The 17,959-nt window shown below is 38.7% G+C and carries 16 protein-coding genes, 1 rRNA gene, 1 pseudogene and 1 other annotated feature; of the genes and pseudogenes, 1 reads left to right on the top strand and 17 read right to left on the bottom strand.

Annotated elements, in window-relative coordinates:
• Positions 1 to 35 precede the first annotated feature (35 nt).
• From thyX to BMY14_RS08255, 16 genes and pseudogenes are all read right to left on the bottom strand, one after another.
• Positions 36 to 725, bottom strand: a complete 690-nt coding sequence (gene thyX, locus BMY14_RS08175; RefSeq protein WP_091830758.1) for an FAD-dependent thymidylate synthase — start codon at positions 723 to 725, stop codon at positions 36 to 38.
• Between the two features lie 15 nt (positions 726 to 740).
• Entirely contained in the window at positions 741 to 1,226 is a 486-nt protein-coding gene (locus BMY14_RS08180) for a Mini-ribonuclease 3 (RefSeq protein WP_091830760.1), read from the bottom strand.
• Positions 1,226 to 2,665: a cysteine--tRNA ligase gene (gene cysS / locus BMY14_RS08185; RefSeq protein ID WP_091830761.1), complete on the bottom strand. Its 1,440-nt coding sequence runs from the start codon at positions 2,663 to 2,665 to the stop codon at positions 1,226 to 1,228. The genes BMY14_RS08180 and cysS overlap by 1 nt, the downstream gene beginning before the upstream one ends.
• Positions 2,649 to 3,395 (bottom strand): serine O-acetyltransferase, encoded by a 747-nt coding sequence (cysE, locus tag BMY14_RS08190; RefSeq protein WP_019555291.1) that lies wholly within the window; start codon positions 3,393 to 3,395, stop codon positions 2,649 to 2,651. The genes cysS and cysE overlap by 17 nt, the downstream gene beginning before the upstream one ends.
• Before the next feature lie 40 nt (positions 3,396 to 3,435).
• Positions 3,436 to 3,656, bottom strand: a binding site (T-box leader).
• Positions 3,656 to 5,122, bottom strand: coding sequence for a glutamate--tRNA ligase (gltX, locus tag BMY14_RS08195; protein WP_091830762.1), 1,467 nt, complete (start codon positions 5,120 to 5,122; stop codon positions 3,656 to 3,658). Its footprint overlaps the feature before it by 1 nt.
• A 67-nt stretch (positions 5,123 to 5,189) precedes the next feature.
• Positions 5,190 to 5,666 carry a 2-C-methyl-D-erythritol 2,4-cyclodiphosphate synthase gene (gene ispF / locus BMY14_RS08200; RefSeq protein WP_019555289.1) on the bottom strand — a complete coding sequence of 159 codons (477 nt, stop codon included), beginning with the start codon at positions 5,664 to 5,666 and terminating at the stop codon, positions 5,190 to 5,192.
• A gap of 4 nt (positions 5,667 to 5,670) precedes the next feature.
• Entirely contained in the window at positions 5,671 to 6,435 is a 765-nt protein-coding gene (ispD, locus tag BMY14_RS08205; protein WP_091830764.1) for a 2-C-methyl-D-erythritol 4-phosphate cytidylyltransferase, read from the bottom strand.
• A gap of 214 nt (positions 6,436 to 6,649) precedes the next feature.
• The gene (locus tag BMY14_RS08210) at positions 6,650 to 7,780 is read right to left on the bottom strand and encodes a PIN/TRAM domain-containing protein (protein WP_019555287.1); all 1,131 of its coding nucleotides are present in this window, start codon (positions 7,778 to 7,780) and stop codon (positions 6,650 to 6,652) included.
• An 82-nt stretch (positions 7,781 to 7,862) separates the two neighbouring features.
• Entirely contained in the window at positions 7,863 to 8,357 is a 495-nt protein-coding gene (locus tag BMY14_RS08215) for a CarD family transcriptional regulator (protein ID WP_091830766.1), read from the bottom strand.
• A gap of 125 nt (positions 8,358 to 8,482) precedes the next feature.
• The gene (gene radA / locus BMY14_RS08220) at positions 8,483 to 9,841 is read right to left on the bottom strand and encodes a DNA repair protein RadA (RefSeq protein WP_091830768.1); all 1,359 of its coding nucleotides are present in this window, start codon (positions 9,839 to 9,841) and stop codon (positions 8,483 to 8,485) included.
• Positions 9,842 to 10,102: 261 nt separating this feature from the next.
• Positions 10,103 to 12,561 (bottom strand): annotated as a pseudogene (locus BMY14_RS08230) (ATP-dependent Clp protease ATP-binding subunit).
• 4 nt (positions 12,562 to 12,565) lie between these two features.
• Complete coding sequence (locus tag BMY14_RS08235; RefSeq protein WP_019555282.1) at positions 12,566 to 13,645, bottom strand: protein arginine kinase; 1,080 nt, start codon at positions 13,643 to 13,645, stop codon at positions 12,566 to 12,568.
• Between the two features lie 12 nt (positions 13,646 to 13,657).
• Positions 13,658 to 14,197: a UvrB/UvrC motif-containing protein gene (locus BMY14_RS08240; protein WP_091830771.1), complete on the bottom strand. Its 540-nt coding sequence runs from the start codon at positions 14,195 to 14,197 to the stop codon at positions 13,658 to 13,660.
• Positions 14,198 to 14,210: 13 nt separating this feature from the next.
• The gene (locus tag BMY14_RS08245) at positions 14,211 to 14,654 is read right to left on the bottom strand and encodes a CtsR family transcriptional regulator (protein WP_091830773.1); all 444 of its coding nucleotides are present in this window, start codon (positions 14,652 to 14,654) and stop codon (positions 14,211 to 14,213) included.
• A gap of 173 nt (positions 14,655 to 14,827) precedes the next feature.
• Positions 14,828 to 15,733 carry a metal ABC transporter substrate-binding protein gene (locus BMY14_RS08250; RefSeq protein ID WP_091830775.1) on the bottom strand — a complete coding sequence of 302 codons (906 nt, stop codon included), beginning with the start codon at positions 15,731 to 15,733 and terminating at the stop codon, positions 14,828 to 14,830.
• Between the two features lie 174 nt (positions 15,734 to 15,907).
• Positions 15,908 to 16,849, bottom strand: a complete 942-nt coding sequence (locus BMY14_RS08255; protein WP_091830777.1) for a nitronate monooxygenase — start codon at positions 16,847 to 16,849, stop codon at positions 15,908 to 15,910.
• A 436-nt stretch (positions 16,850 to 17,285) separates the two neighbouring features.
• Here BMY14_RS08255 and speD point away from each other — a divergent pair, with 436 nt between their 5' ends.
• On the top strand, positions 17,286 to 17,750 hold the full coding sequence (speD, locus tag BMY14_RS08260; RefSeq protein ID WP_019555277.1) for an adenosylmethionine decarboxylase: 465 nt from the start codon (positions 17,286 to 17,288) through the stop codon (positions 17,748 to 17,750).
• Between the two features lie 117 nt (positions 17,751 to 17,867).
• Here the strand turns inward: speD and rrf are convergent.
• A 5S ribosomal RNA gene (gene rrf, locus BMY14_RS08265) occupies positions 17,868 to 17,959 on the bottom strand; the annotation flags it as partial.

Below are 17,959 nucleotides of genomic sequence, written 5' to 3' on the forward strand. Positions count from 1 at the left end.
TTAATGAGAAAAAAAGCCGCAGCTGCGGCTTCTTCCTATAGATCACGAAGTTTAAGCATTTCAGCAAGCTTTCCACAAGTCATACTGCCTTCGGGACAATGCCCCGTTGCCACACAAGATGCACCCGCATTTTTAAATAAAAGTGGTGCTACGTGTTTAACTTGTTTCACCATTTTATCCGCAAGTTCACGAATTTCCCAATGAGCCCGATTACAACAGCGAAGCGCAAAAAAGTTCTGCAAGGATCTTGCATTAAACGTTGCGACAATTTTCGTTTCTGCGGCATTGGCCAAAACATAGCGAGCATCTTCTTTATGCACACCCAACCCTACAAGTTCATCATACACCACGCGAATCTGTTCCATAAGGGCATCAAACTTAGCCTGAGCACCCGGAGTAGAGGAAACCGTAGGTGGTACTATATATTCAAAATCGTGTTCACTGACATAACGCTGTGACTGCTGAGAATATGATGCTATTCTGTGACGCACCAGTTGATGCGTCAAAACTCTCGATACACCCTCAATTGCAAAGGTAAAGCTCACATGTTCCAATGTAGAGGCATGCCCCAGACTTACAATCTTATCTACAAGTTTTTCAACCTGGGCATCCGACATTTTCTCTGCTAGTTCTTCGGCACCGATCGGTGAATAACACAGTCTTGCCGCCATAGCCACAACACGTTCAGGATCTTTTGTATATTGTATCAACTTCACTTTTATCATCTTATTGCCACCTTACTACTTAGTATTCACATGTTCCAACATAGCTTTTGATATAATCTCAAAAGATTTTTCTGCAATCATATACAAACGTTCATGTTCTTCGTTTAAATACAACGTCCCAAGCAATGCCTCAAAGCCAGTACTCGCACGATATTCAGCCACACTGGCACTTTTAGGAACATTGCTTTTTGCATTACGCCCACGACGAAAAACATTTTTTTCGCCCTCGGTAAGTATATCTTCAATCCCATGAAATGCTCTGGACTGCCATACAGCCGAAACAATCTGAGCACTGAATTGATGTAATATTTGTACTTTATTTTGTTCATAGCCCAAAAGTTTACCACGAACAAACAAATGAAAATAGGCATCACCAATGTAAGCAAGTACCAATGGATTGAGCATTTTAGGATCAACTTCTTGATAGCGCTGTTTCACATTGCCATCATCATCCGACATAAACATTGAATCTACAAGAACTTTAAAATGATCAAACTTCATTACTTTTTCCACCTTATACCCGTCGGAGAATCTTCCAGTGTAACCCCAATCGCTTTTAAGTCATCACGAATCTTATCAGCAGTGGTCCAGTCTTTCGATACGCGTGCCTGTTGGCGAAGTTCAATGATCAGCTTCATCAAATCTTCAACCATGCCAGTATCTTCTTCGGCGATTTTAGACCCATCAGCAACTAAAATTCCTAAAATATCAGCCATATCTTCATACACGGCTTCCGCCTGTGCAAAATCCGAAGCTGCATGTTCAATTTCACCAGTTGTCACTGCATGATAGTATATATTAATTTCTTTTGCCAGTGCAAACATATAGCTAAGCGCCAGAGCCGTATTAAAATCATCATCCATTGATTCATAAAAATCTTTTTGGGCCTGCAAGGCCGCATCGACTAAAGCTTTTGATGCTGCACTTACTTGCCCTGATTTTTGTTTTTCCAATTCATAAACATTTTCCATTGCTGTATTGAGTCGATTCAGACTAGTTTGTGATTCTTTCAAACGTTCATCACTAAAATCAAGCGGACTCCGGTAATGTGTTTCAATAATAAAGAACCGCAGTACCTCCGCTGGATATTTCTCGAGTATATCTTTTACTGTAAAGAAGTTATTGAGTGATTTACTCATTTTTTCCTGATTGATCGTAATAAAACCATTATGCAGCCAGTAATGAGCAAAACTATCATCATGCCCACAGCAAGCTTGTGACTGGGCTATTTCATTTTCATGGTGTGGAAAAATTAAGTCACTGCCGCCGCCATGAAAATCAAAGGTTTCCCCTAAATATTTTAGAGACATTGTAGAACATTCAATATGCCAGCCAGGTCTGCCGCTTCCCCAAGGACTCTCCCAAGCTGGTTCACCTGTTTTCGCTGCTTTCCATAAGGCAAAATCCATGGGATTTTGTTTACGGTCATCTACTTCAACACGAGCGCCTGCCTGCATATCATCTAATTTTCGACCGCTAAGTTTTCCATATCCAGCAAATTTTTCCACACTAAAATATACATCTCCATCCATTGGATATGCATAACCTTTATCAACCAATGTTTGAATCATAGCAAGAATATCAGGAATATGTTCCGATACTTTCGGATATACATCCGCACGCTGCACATTCAGCTTATCCATCACTTCAAAATAGGCATCAATATAACGTGTGGATATATCAGACCATTTTACACCTTCACTATTTGCTGTACGAATGATTTTATCATCAATATCCGTAAAATTTTGGACATGTTTTACATGATAACCGCATTTTTTCAAATATCGTTTGATAACATCCCAGGTCACAAAAGGCCTTGCATTGCCAATATGAGGATGATTATATGGCGTTACCCCACAAACATAGATACTAATTTCGCCTTTTTTAAATGGTTTGAATTCATCTTTTTGTTTCGTCAGCGTATTATAAACTTTTAACATTTTTATCACCAAGCTCCTTTTCCAGCTTATTAACCTTCTCTTCCAATCGTTGTATGCTTCGCAGCATACATAGCAGCATTTCAGAATCTGGATCCGGCAGATTTCCATGCGCTAAATCCACATCTTTTTCATCTTCAATTTCCTGGATATCTTTGTCTACCGTTATTCTGCCATCTCGTTCCAATTCCGCTTTGGTTTTAACTCGTTTACCATGCATTAATACAACTTTCCCGGGGATTCCAACTACCGTCGCATAAGCTGGCACTTCTTTTAAAACAACGGATCCTGCTCCTATTTTAGCATGATCACCAACATAAAAAGAGCCCAATACTTTGGCCCCGGAAGCAACAACCACATTGTTGCCGATCGTCGGATGCCTTTTTCCTTTTTCTTTCCCTGTGCCGCCTAGTGTCACACCTTGATACAAAGTAACATTTTTGCCAAGTTCAGCGGTTTCGCCTATGACGATGCCTGTACCATGGTCAATGAATAAACCTTCACCAATTGTTGCTCCTGGGTGAATTTCAATACCAGTTAAAAATCGGCCAAAATTCGAAATCATTCGTGGGAGAAGCACCCATCCTTTTTGATATAAAAAATGTGATATGCGGTGGAGCCAAATCGCATGAAGGCCTTGGTAACACAGAACGACTTCAAAAACACTGCGCGCCGCCGGATCGCGTTCAAAAACTACACGAATATCTTTTCTTAATCTTGCAAAAAAAACCATAAAAAGACCTCCTTTCAAGCATAAAAAACCAGCGTCTCTATGCAGAGACGCTGGTTCGTGGTTCCACTCTGTTTAGATGATACAAAAATCATCTCGCTCAATACAGTTAACGCCTGCTTACGGTATAACCTACTTCTATCAAGTTCAGCCACACAGCTCCCGGGTGCACTTCAACGAGGATTCTTTCCAGCATTGCTCACAGCTATTGCAACGCCTCTCTGAGGAAGATTTCTCGTCTACTCTCCCAATCATAGCTTTATTTATTTTACCCGCATCATCGTTTCCTCAATGCGTTTGATTACTTTATCACGGCCCAAAACTTCAACAAGACCCACCAGATCAGGCCCATGCATCTGACCAGTCAAAGCCACACGCAGCGGCATATACACTTTTTGTCCACCAACTTTAAGCTCTTTGGTAATCACTTTAAAAATTGGTTTAATGGCTTTCGCATCCACCACTTCTAATGCTTTTAATTTATCTTTAAATAAATTAATCACCGCTGGTGTCGTTTCATCGAGTAATGTTTCCCTGGCTTCGTCACTTTCAATCAGAACATCATCTTTAAAGAAAATATCAGCAAAATTAACAACCTGTGCAGCAAAGCTCAAATGGTCTTGAATCACAGCAACAAAGGATACTAATTTTGCCATTTCAACATCGGTAAGCGGACCTTTAATATAACCTTTTTCTACAAGATGAGGAATAGCAAGCATTGTAATTTTTTCCGGTTTCGCTTGCTTAATATAATGAGCATTGATCCAATTTAATTTATCAATATCAAACACAGCCGGATTCTTCGCTACACGATCCATGGAAAATGCTTCTATTAATTCTTCCGCTGAAAAAATTTCTTTTTCGTCCTGCGGAGCCCAACCCAGCAGTGCTAAAAAATTCACCAAAGCTTCTGGTAAGTAACCTAATTTTCTATATTGATCCACTGACGTAGCACCATGGCGTTTACTCATCTTGCTATGATCTTTACCTAAAATCAAAGAAATATGACCGAAAATCGGCACTGGTAAATTCAAAGCCTCAAACAATACAACCTGACGTGGTGTATTTGACAAATGTTCTTCTGCCCTGATCACATGAGAAATCTTCATCAGTGCATCATCGAGAACTACTGCATAATTATAAACCGGCATCCCATCGGCTTTCACAATAACAAAATCACCGATTCCATTCGATTCGAAACACATTTGCCCGCGAACAAGATCTTTAAACATAACTTGCTGATTTTCCGGCGTTCTGAACCGAACAACAGGTTTTCTGCCTTCCGCTTCATATTGCGCTCTTTGCTCCGCTGTCAAATTACGACAATGACCTTGATAAATTGGCATTTTATTTTCTGCACGAAGCGCTTCACGTTCTGCCTCTATTTCAGTTTCAGTGCAGTAACAATAGTATGCTTTATCTTCCGCAATAAGCTTATCCGTAAACTCCTGATAAAGATGAAGCCGCTCCGTTTGACGATATGGGCCATATTCGCCCCCAACATCAATTCCTTCATCCCATGTAAGCCCCAGCCACTTGAGAGCTTCTTTTATATTTTCTTCTGACTCTTTCGTCGAACGTGCTCTATCCGTATCTTCTACTCGCAAAATCAATTTTCCATCTTTATATTTCCGAGCCAATAACCAGTTAAATAAAGCGCTGCGGGCGCCACCGATATGAAATGGACCGGTTGGACTTGGCGCAAACCGAACCCTGATTTGTTCTGACATCTAGCATTCCCTCCAAAAATCTTTGTGTAAATTATATTGTAGCAGAAATCCGTTTCTCATACAAACATTATTTCTTTTCAATCCCTACGACAGCATAGGCTGAAATTCCCTGTTCTGTCCCCGTGAATCCCAATCCTTCTTCAGTTGTTGCTTTCACATTGACCTGGTCGATCGCGATTCGTAATGCCATTGCTATATTTTCATTCATTTGTAAAATAAAAGGAGCTACTTTCGGTTTTTGAGCTACAATCGTTGCATCAACATTGCCAATCTCATATTTTTTTTCAAGCAGTAAATCCCGCACATGCTCTAATAAAATAAGGCTCGAAATTCCTTTATAGGCATCATCCGAATCCGGAAAATGACGACCGATGTCGCCAAGTGCCGCTGCTCCCAGCAATGCATCTGCAATCGCATGTAACAGCACGTCCGCGTCCGAATGCCCTAAAAGCCCTACCGTATGCTCTATCTCAACACCACCTAAAATCAGCTTACGCCCTCCTACTAATTTATGCACATCATAGCCCATACCAAATCGAATCATCATATTACCTCTTTCTAAAAATTTTTTCTTTCACGTTAGACACGACTCCTGAAACAGACGAGGACACGCGGCTTACCACCTTCGCAACCACACCGTCTCGCATAAAAGCTTCAGCAATCAATAGATCTTCCGGTGTCGTTACTTTTATATTGCTGTAATCACCCTGAACGACCTTGACTCGTACACCAATCCGTTCAACCAGACTTGAATCATCTGTACCTAAAAATTCATCATTCGCTGCCTGTTGATATGCTTTGACGATAACGTCCTTTTTAAAGCCCTGTGGTGTCTGTACGGTCCATAAAGATTGACGATCTGGAGTTGCCTCAACCAAATCACCCTTATCCACTATTTTGATTGTATCTTTCGCAGGTACTGCTGCAATCGCTGCACCGCTTTTTCTAGCTTCTTCAACCACAGCACTGATTATCTGACAGCTCACAAGCGGCCTTGCTCCATCATGGACTAATACGACATCCGTCGCCGGGTTTAGCTGAGCTAATCCATTAAAAATGGAATATTGTCGTTCCGTGCTGCCCGCTATAACTTTATAAGGTTTCAGTCCAGGCACTGTCGCTAATAGCGCTTTGATGAAAGTTACTTCATCCGCCCCCACGACAACAATTAGATTGTCAATTGCATCACAACGCGAAAAAGCTAACAGCGTATGTACTAAAATAGGCTTCCCCATAAGTTCTAAAAAAACTTTATTGACGCTGGCTTTCATTCTTTTACCCTGCCCAGCAGCGGGGAAAATTGCAGTTACCATAAAATTACGCTCCTATAAATACTCAATAATTTATTTTTCTTTATCATACTACATGTAAGTTGCTAATTGAAAGCAAAACCACATCACCGTCAATAATTTTATCAATATAGGTAAAAAAATAATCATTTCAAAAAAAATGCTGCGGTTACCCGCAGCATTTTCATTCTTTTTAATTTTAAAAATCATAGTGCCCAGAGTTTTTAAAAATACATTCTTATGCTGCTTTCGGTTTAGCAAATATCATACGGCCAGCTGCTGTTTGAAGAACGGATGTTACGATGACTTCAATTGTTTCGCCCATATGCTTTTTACCGCCTTCTACAACAATCATCGTACCGTCATCCAGATAAGCAACCCCTTGTCCATTTTCCTTGCCATCTTTAACAACATTAACTACCATATCCTCGCCTGGAATAACCACAGGCTTTACAGCATTTGATAATTCATTGATATTAAGTACGGATACCCCTTGAAGTTCAGCAACTTTATTCAAATTATAATCGTTCGTAATAATTTTTGCCCCAACAAGCTGTCCAAGCTTTACCAGCTTAGAATCTACTTCAGTAATATCATCAAAATCATGATTATCAATTTTAACAAACATATCAAACTCTGTCTGAATGCGTTTCAAAACATCCAAGCCACGGCGGCCTCGAGTACGTTTGAGTAAATCAGAAGAATCTGCGATATGCTGCAACTCTTCCAAGACAAAAACAGGAATCAATAAGGTCCCTTCAATAAATCCACTTTTACAAATATCTGCAATACGTCCATCAATAATAACACTTGTATCCAAAAGTTTATATAACGGATCTATAACAGGTTCTTCCTTGATAATGTCTTTTTCCCTAGTCCTGTCTTTTACAAGTTTAGGGATAAAATCAAAGAGAGCTGTAATTTCATCTCGTTTTTCAATGGTAATATGGATACCAAGATATCCTAAAACTATACTGAAAACAACCGGTATATAATTTCCTACGATTGGAATTTGAGAAAATGCCGAGCCTAATAAATTTGCAATAATAAGTCCAATTGCTAATCCACAAGCACCTGCAATCACATCGTGAATTGGCATTTTATTTAATTGTAATTCCACCCATAAAGAAAATGTTAACAATTTTTTCACCAAATAAGGTGAAATAAGAAAACCTGTTACACCACCTATGATACCACCAAGTAAAATAGACAAAAGATTTGTCATTGTCATGCCGAAAAGACCCATGTCCAATCTCAGAAATTCAGCACTGATCAAAAAAGAAAGCAATGGGTTTGCTAACTGCATCAAAGCAAGACCACCAATTGCCATTAAAACTGTGATAAAAAAGCGTAACACTTTATCTAACAATACCTTCCCACCTCCTTCTGCGTAGACTTTATTTCATATTACTAAAATAATTTACATTTGTCAAAATTTAATAAAAAATACGTCAGTCACCTGGCGTATTTTTATCAAGCAAATCATACATCCACGTTTCTACAGCCTCAGGCTCTTTATCGCAGGCAAACACAAGTTCGCTGACCAATATTTGTTTTGCAATATCTAATAAACGCCTTTCCCCTGTAGAAATTTTTTTAGAACGATCTTGTAAAATCAAATTTCTAACAACCGCTGCTACATTGCAGATATCACCTGTTTTGATTTGGAGTAAATTTGCGTTGAATCGTTTATTCCAACTGCCGGCTAACTGTTCCGGTACTCCCTGAAGTATAACCTTTACTTTTCCAACTTCGCCTTGCGGTATAACATCTCTCAAGCCAATATTCGCGACATTATCAATCGGAATCATGACTTTCATGCTGCCTAATGGCATTTTCAAAACATAATAAGATCGATTTTCTCCCATAATCTCACAATCTTCTATGCCGTTGATAATCCCTGCACCATGCATTGGATATACCACCTTGTCTCCTATGCTAAGCAAAGCAACACCTCCTAAGACACGTCCCTATTATACCACATTTTTGTATTTAATAAAAGGAATTATTTTATCACTTTAAATTTTTCTTGTCAATACACTATATGAAAATCATTTTAAAACAGCAAATTTTATTTTAAAGCCACTCGAAGGGCTTCACCAACATTTTCAACACCATACAATTTAACTGGCAAATCAAGCGATAAGCGTTCCAAGTTTTTCTTCGGTAATATTATATTTTTGAAGCCCATTTTAACAGCTTCACGTATCCGAACCTCAGCCTGACTGACTGCACGCACTTCCCCCGCCAACCCAACTTCACCAAAAATAACACACTGCGGTAAAACTATACTATTTTTAAAACTAGAGGCCAATGCTACACTGAGTCCAAGATCAATAGACGGCTCATCAAGTTTTATACCGCCGGCAACTTTAACATAAACATCGCAAGCCCCAATACTCAAATGAACTCGTTTTTCCAAAACAGCTAAAAGCAATTGGATTCGTTTAATATCAACATAATCAGAAGTCCGCCTTGGCGGCATATATGGGGTCTGTGCAACCAATGCCTGCACCTCAACCAAAAGAGGCCTCGTACCCTCAACCGTTGGCACAACAATACTGCCTGAGTCCGCCTGCATTTCTGATAGAAACAACTTGGATGCATCTGGTACATCTACAAGACCAACATCTCTCATTTCAAAAAGTCCAATTTCATTTGTACTGCCGAAGCGATTTTTAACAGCTCGTAATACGCGAAACTGTGCATTTCTTTCACCTTCAAAGTAAAGTACAGTATCAACAATATGCTCCAATACTCTTGGACCAGCCAGCGTACCATCTTTTGTTACATGCCCAACTAAAAACACAGCAATGCCATGGGTTTTTGCAATACGCAAAAGTTCAACCGCGCATTCTCGTACTTGGCTAACACTCCCTGGCGCACTCTGTATGTCAGGTCTAAATATTGTCTGAATAGAATCAATTACTAATAGTCTGGGTCTGGCAGTTAAGACATGCTGCTCAATAAGATCAAGATTTGTTTCACTCAAAACAAGCAATTCTTTCTCAATTGCGTCTAAACGATCCGCCCGCATTCGTACCTGACGTGTGCTTTCTTCGCCGGTAACATAAAGTACTTTACCCGTTTTAGCCACATTAGCACACACCTTAAGCGTAAGGCTTGATTTACCAACACCAGGATCACCTACGATCAATACGACCGATCCTGGAATAATTCCACTACCTAACACTCGATCCAATTCACCCGATCCTGTCAAAAACCGCGGCATATCATCCACTGTCACATTTTCAATAGATTCTGGCTGAGCCGAGGTCGACAGACCCAAGCTCAGACCAGCTTTACGCTCCGGCATGATTACTTCCTCAACCATTGTATTCCATGCGCCACAGCCAGGACATCGACCAAGCCATTTTGCCGTATCATAGCCACAATCCTGACATACATATGCCGTCTTTTTTTTAGCCAAATCATTCACCTTTTCCTATACGTATCTTTTTATTGCGCCGCAAAACATTTTGGATGAAATTCACAACCGCGCAATATAATATCTTAACAACAAATTTTATCAACCAAATAATTGCAATGACAAAGTTCTCTATAAAATTCCATATATTAACAATTAATGAATTTTTGTCTAACGTGTTTCGTCTTTTTTTCATATCCTCCACCATGGTAAAAAGACGAACTCAGACCAGCCAAGTTCGTCTTTTTATGTTTTACACGTATTTTATTTTACAATCAAAGCTTCTGTTTTATTCTTAAACGTCAACTTTCCTTCTATCGCATCAATAAGAATTGTATCTCCAGCTTTAAAAGTCACTTCTAACAAACGTTCAGCTACTTCATCCTCGATCAATTTCTGAATCGCTCTTTTGAGAGGTCTGGCACCAAAGGTAAAATCAGACCCTTCTTCTATAACTCGCTCTTTCGCAGCTTCACTAATTTCAAGAGAAATAGCCATATCTTTCAATCGTTTATTGAGATCATTAAGCATGATGTCCACGATCTTCGTAAGTTCTTTTTTCGTAAGTGAATTAAACACAACCATTTCATCGATACGATTCAAAAATTCCGGACGGAAAATTTTCTTCACTTCATCCAGCACCTTTTTCTTCGCAATATCCGGCATAACCTGTGGTTGATCTTTCGTTAAAAAACCAACGGTTGAATTTTCCGGTTTAAGATAATTGGCCCCAATGTTTGATGTCATAATAATGACTGTATTCTTAAAGTCAACAACGCGCCCCTGACTATCCGTCAAGCGTCCATCTTCAAGAACCTGTAACAGTATGTTAAATACATCATAATGGGCTTTTTCAATTTCATCTAACAAAATAACAGAATAAGGTTTGCGACGTACTGCATCTGTCAGCTGACCCCCTTCGGCATACCCTACATACCCTGGAGGTGCGCCAATCATACGTGAAACAGTATGTTTTTCCATATACTCCGACATATCAAATCGCAGCATAGCCGCTTCATCACCGAATAAAGCTTCAGCTAAAGCCCTGGCCAATTCGGTTTTACCAACCCCCGTCGGTCCTAAAAACAAAAATGATCCAATTGGTCTTTTGGCATCTTTCAGTCCCGTTCTGGCCCTACGAATTGCTTTGGCAATTGCAGTAACAGCAGCTTCTTGTCCAACAACTCGGGTTTGTAAAATTTCTTCCATGTTTAATAAACGTTCTGACTCTTTTGCCGCCAATTTCTGCAATGGAATTCCCGTCCAATTTGACACAACAGCTGCAATATCTTCCCCCGAAACAACAATGCGGCTATTTTCTTTATTACCCCATTCTTTTTGTTTGACCTCGAGTTCAATTTTCGTTTTACTTTCTTCATCGCGGATATTTGCCGCCTGTTCATATTCCTGAATGGTAATAGCTGCTTCTTTTTCCGTTTTCAGTGTTTCTAATTTTTTTCTAACTGTTTGATATCTTCAGGCTGTACGACTGCGGCCAGACGGACTTTCGAAGCAGCTTCATCCATCAAATCGATTGCTTTATCCGGCAAAAAACGATCCGTAATGTAACGATGTGATAACTTAACCGCGGCCTCAATCGCCTCATCCGTAATCTGGGCACGATGAAAGGCTTCATATTTATCACGGATTCCGCGTAAGATCTTTATAGCATCTTCCACATTAGGTTCGCCAACTACGATTGGCTGAAAACGTCGTTCTAATGCAGAGTCTTTTTCAATATATTTTTTATACTCATTTAAAGTGGTTGCACCGATAACTTGAAGTTCTCCCCGAGCTAATGCCGGTTTCAATATATTCGCAGCATCAACCGATCCTTCTGAAGCGCCTGCACCAATCAGTGTATGCAACTCATCGATAAATAAAATAACATCTTCCGCATTTGTAATTTCTTCAATTATTTTCTTTAAACGATCTTCAAATTCGCCCCGGTATTTCGCCCCAGCAACCAAAGAAGCCATGCTAAGCGATACAACGCGTCTATTCGCCAAAATTTTTGGCACACTCCCTTGCGTAATACGCTGAGCCAATCCTTCGGCAATAGCCGTTTTCCCCACGCCAGGTTCACCGATCAATACTGGATTATTTTTGGTACGACGGCTCAGGATTTGAATAACTCTTTCTATTTCTTTATCGCGCCCGATAACCGGATCTATTTTCCCTTTTTCTGCCATTTCATTTAAATTACGACCAAATTCATTTAAAACAGGTGTATTGCTTTTTTTATGAGCCGTATTGGCGGCGCCACTTTCATTGCTGGCTTCGGCTTGCTCTCCCCCCAGCATTTCAATGACAGTTTCTCTGACAATATCCAAATCAGCACCCAATGAGATGAGTACTTTAGCTGCAATTCCCTCATTTTCTCGAATCAGGCCTAACAAAATGTGTTCCGTCCCAATATAATTATGGCTAAGTGACTGTGCTTCTTCTGATGCCAATTCCATAACTCGTTTTGCTCGTGGTGTATAAACAAAGGCATTGCCAGCATTATCATTTTCTGGTCCAATCATAGCTTCCACACGGTTGCGTACAGTTGCTAAATCAATGCCTAAAGACATTAATGCTCTGGCTGCCACACCTTCGCCTTCATGAATCAACCCCAACAGCAAATGCTCCGTACCTACATAATTATGTTCTAAGGCCCTTGCTTCATATTGAGCAAGTTCTAATACTTTAATAGCTCTAGCTGTAAATCTATGATCCATGTTCTCACTCCCTAACAACTTTAAATTTTTCCAATGTTTCACGAATCGTTTTTGCTCGTTCTTTATCTATTTCATTTTGCGATAAATTTTCATTTTCCTGCAAATTCTTCAAATAATTTGTGCGGCTTGATACCAATAATTCAGTAAATGACTTTGCGGCAACTTCTGTAATCATTTTTGTATCAATGCCAAGCCTGACTTTACTTAATAACGACAAAGCTTCATTAGCTGAAACCGAACGTGCATATTTCAATATACCAAAAGCACGCCATACCTGATCACTTAATCTTTCGGCCGAATATGTCATCAAGGCTTTTCTGGCTGCTCGTTCATGCATAATAATTTCAAGCACAGCACTGGTTAAATTATCCATAATTTCTTGTTCATTAAACCCTAAGGTTAATTGATTCGAAATTTGAAATATATTACCGATAACTTCTGTACCTTCCCCATACAATCCTCGTACTGCCAGCCCTAACTGTGGTGAAGCATTCATTATTTTACCGATCTGTTGAGTAAATACAAGACCCGGTAAATGAACCATCACCGATGCTCGAAGTCCGGTACCAAGATTTGTCGGACACGATGTTAAATAGCCCATCTTTTCATTGAAAGCAATATCTAGTTTTGATTCTATTGTATCATCGATTTTAGAGGCCAATTCTAATGGAACTGCAAGATCCAAACCTGATACCATACATTGAATACGCAAATGATCTTCTTCATTAATCATAATACTCACTTTACGGTCATCACTCACAACAAGGGCGCGGTGTTCTGGATTTTCTATATGATTATTGCTGATCAAATGTTTTTCAATCAACACTTTTCTTTCCAAATTTGTAAGTTCATCAATTGGCAGGCACTGATAAGGTTTATCTGTTATATCTTCAAGTTCGGGCAAAATTTCCTGCATCATTGCTTTTACTTCAGACAATTGGGCAAGATTCGCACGATTTGGAAACGGGATATCAGAAAAATTTCTAGCAAGCCTTACCCTGCTTGATAAAACAACGTCACCATCCATTCCGCTGCCATTCATCCATGGTGAATATGGATTCGTAAACAATTCATCTGTTGACATAGCACACTCCCCCTAGTTCTTTTCCTGCTGCTCTTCTTCATTGAAGGCTTTTTCTAAATCTTTAATTTGATCACGAAGTTTAGCTGCTTCTTCATATTCTTCATTAGCAATATGATTTTGAAGTGTTTCGCGCAATCGTTTAATTTGATGTTTCACTTCAAGCTGTCCGCCTGATCTTTTAGGTATCTTGCCATTATGCGTACTAGATCCATGGATTCTGCGCAAAAGTGGTTCCAGTCTTTTACCAAATTTCGTATAACAAACACTACAACCAATTTTTCCGGTGTGTGTAAAATCTCTATACGTCATACCACAATTCGGACAAACAAAATCCTGAGCTGTATCTTTGGTATCCTCTAACTGTGGTTTAAGACCACTATTGAACATTCCTGTTAAAAAATCGTTTACAGAAAAACTTTTATCTGGATTGAAAACAATTTTCCCATATTTTTGAGCACAATCTTCGCATAAATTTCTGTCCACCTTACCATCACTGCTAATCTGCGTAATATGAACACACGCTTCATTTTTTTTGCAATCATCACATAACATAGATTTTTACCTCCTAAGAAAAATTTGCCAATGTCAAAAATACGGAGCGAATCATCCGTGTTCGTTCTGCTGCTTCAAGTTTATCATAAGCAAATGTAAAAAATTGCATTACAATTGCGGCTTCCCGAGTTTGAATTAGTTGTCTTTGCAGCAGATAACGGACCATCCGTTGAATTTCATCAAGTTCCGTGTTTTCAGCTATCTTATCCAGCATATCCTGATAAATAAAATCCAACGGAACCTGGGCAATACGGATAAACCCCCCAAGACCTCGTCTCGACTCTACAACAAAGCCTTTTTTTAGCGTAAATCGTGTATTCAGTACATAACTAATTTGTGACGGTGCACAACATATCTTATCAGCAATATCAGTTCGCCGAAGTTCCACTTTACGATTTTGTTCACTCGACAAACGCCTTAAAATATACTCTTCGATTAAATCTGCTATATTACTCATTTTTTCACCTTCGCATTGTCTTGACCATTTGACCTTTATTTTTATTATATTTGACTTTTTGACTTTTTGCAATAGATTTTGCGAATTATTCTTATTTAGAAATAAATAAGTGCCTGCGATTCAATTTCCATAAAAAAAACTGCCTCAAAAAGAGACAGTTTCTAAATAAAATTTTATTGTAGAGCTTCTTTTAAAACCTGTGCATTTTTTTTCATTGCATTAATATATGCATCAGCGGCAGTTTCATCCGCATCTCCTGTAACTACAGGATCCAGTGTATATACTTTAGCACCGCTTTCTTTCGAAATAGTCTGTGCGGCACCTTCTGGATATTGTGGTTCAGCAAACAATGCTTTCACATTAAGGCTTTTAACTTTATCTACTGTTTCTTCAATATCCTTCGGTGTCGGCTCACTGCCCGGCTCACGTTCAATCACAGCAACAATATTTAAATTAAATTCTTTAGCAAAATAAGGAAATGCCTCATGAAATGTTACAATATTTTTATTTGGCAAAGGATCAATAGCCGTATGCATCTCCCGTTTTAAGCTTTCAAGCTTGGTGACATAAGCATCCGCATTTTCTTTATATTGAGCGGCATGTTTCGGATCATCTGCAATCAATTGTTCCTCAATATTTCTCACCTGCTGAATTGCATTTGTAATACTGACCCAAACATGAGGATTCTCTTCCGTTCCATCTTTTAAAAGATCAATCCCTTTTGATGCATCAATGATTTTTAATTTTTCTTGTTGTTTTACAACCTTATCTAAAAAAGCTTCCATTCCGGCACCATTAACAATAAATGCATCGGCTTTTTCTAATGTTTTTAAATCAGCTGGTGTCAATTGATAATCATGCAAACAACCAGTCTGTGGTTTCGTCATGTTTTTGACCTCAACCCCATCAATTCCGTTGGTAATATTGATGGTTGCAACATACATCGGATAAAACGATGTAACAATTTTAAAATTTCCATTCTCTTTTTCTTTATCAATACTTTGATTGGCTCCACATCCCGCAAAAGCAACTACACAAATTAAGAAAAAAAATAGGGCCTGACATACTCTCGATTTCATTTAAAAATCCTCCTGTGATAATAAATCATACATTTTATGTACAATTAAGAACATTACTATATAGTATAATACAGTATTTAATCTCATATAGCAAGGAAAGCTACAGAAAAAGAAACACTATGAAATTATTTTTCCATAGCGTTTCTTATGTTGGTTTATTTTAAGAAAAATTTTTTAAACATGAATGGATGGAGCATTATCCAGTATAGCTCTTGCTTCCAAAACGATTGAATCAATAATTTTTTTTGCCGGTTCAATTTTCTTAAGTGGTAATAAACTTTGTCCAGCCTGAACCATGCCATTTTCAACGTCACCGTCAACCGCTGCAAGTTTATTTGTACCAGTTGCCAGACGAATCAATTCCGCTTCAGGTGTTCCATTTTTTTCCATTTCAAGAAAATTTAATGAAAATTTATTTTTTACGCCACGCACTGCATGTCCCATGGACTGACCCGTTACAATTGAATCTGTATCGACGGATGCAATCAACTTCGTTTTTACATTTACATGTACCACACATTCTTCTGCTACTAAGAAACGAGTCCCCATCTGTACACCAGCAGCCCCCATCACTAATGCAGCAGCCAACCCACGACCATCAGCAAAACCACCAGCCACAACAACTGGAATTTCAACTTCATGAATAACCTGTGTCATAAGTGCCATCGTAGTCAATACACCAATATGACCACCGGCTTCCATACCTTCAACAACAACAGCATCCGCACCCGCTTTTTCAACACGCTGAGCCAATTTTACATTTGGTACAACTGGAATTATTTTGATACCAGCAGCTTTTAATTTTTCAAAAAATGGAACAGGATTTCCCGCACCCAATGTGACAAATGCCGGTTTTTCTTCGCAAACCACATCAATGATCTCTTCTTTATTTGGAGCCATCAACATAATATTTACACCAAATGGTTTAGCAGTCAAGGTTCTTGCCAATTGAATCTGTTCTCTTACATATTCCGTTGTTCTGCCGCCACTTGAAATAATTCCAGCACCACCAGCATTCGATACAGCGCTAGCAAGTTTCGCTTCTGAAACCCAGGCCATACCACCTTGGATGATAGGATATTTGATGCCTAATACATTACATATACTTTTATTCATAGAAAAATCTCCTCTCTTTACCAGCTGAAGGCCTTCTTAAGAGAAACAGCCAGTACTTGACAAAATGATTATTTAACTTGATTTTATCTTTTCGATTACTATCTTATTCTACCATACATCCGATTCAATTTTCAGTAAAAATTTAACTTCGTTTATCACGCGGTCAAAACAAAACCAGCGTATCTGTTAGTTCATAATTATGGCTATCAGTCTCTACCGTTTTTTTCTGACGCTTGCCTTAAGAATCCCTTATTTCATTCTATTGTACTTTGAATTTTCTTTACAAAATTGCTATTATGCTTTATAATATTAGTCTGTAGTACTATGCAAAAATTCATTTTAATATATTTAAAAAAGTACCTGACTGTACATGTATTTTATAAAATTTTTGTCTTTCATGTATTCATTTAATTAAATAAAAGGAGCGATTCTAACATTGAAAATTCTTGCCAGACATCTAGCTATTGATATGTATAATTGTAAGTCCAATAAAATTGTAAATGCTGAACTCCTTCAAGGTTCATTGCAGCTTGCAATCGAAGAATCCGGTTTAACACTGATCAATGCTGATATTCAAATTCTCGAAGGCGAACATGCAGCCGCTTTGATTTTACTGAAAGAAGGTCACATAACCGTTCATACATATCCAGATTTAAATTATGCTGCTGTCGATATCTTCACCTGTTCTGACGAAAGTCAACCGGAAAAAGCTGTAAATGCGATTCGTCGTTTTTTAAAACCAGAAAAAACAAAAATGACATATCTCAAACGGGGAGATTTCGGATCTGTAAAAGATATGAAACCAAAAATAAAAACAAAAGTAGCCCCGCTTCGCCGTATAAGAAATACGGGAGCAAAAGTTATGCACTTATTATCACGTAGAAAAACTTCGAATAAATAATTTCAAAAGAGCAGCAATAGAAAATTCTATTGCTGCTCTTTTTTTAACGTTCTCAGGAAGAGTTAAACGGTTTTTTCATACGAAAAAAGCACCCATACATATGAGTGCTTTTTGTTTAACTGGCAGTTTTCTATCCTCCCAGGGCGTTTCCACCCAAGTACTTTCGACGTTCAAGTGCTTAACTACTGTGTTCGGTATGGGAACAGGTG

This window comes from Propionispira arboris (assembly GCF_900109225.1).
Lineage (GTDB): Bacteria > Bacillota > Negativicutes > Selenomonadales > Selenomonadaceae > Propionispira > Propionispira arboris.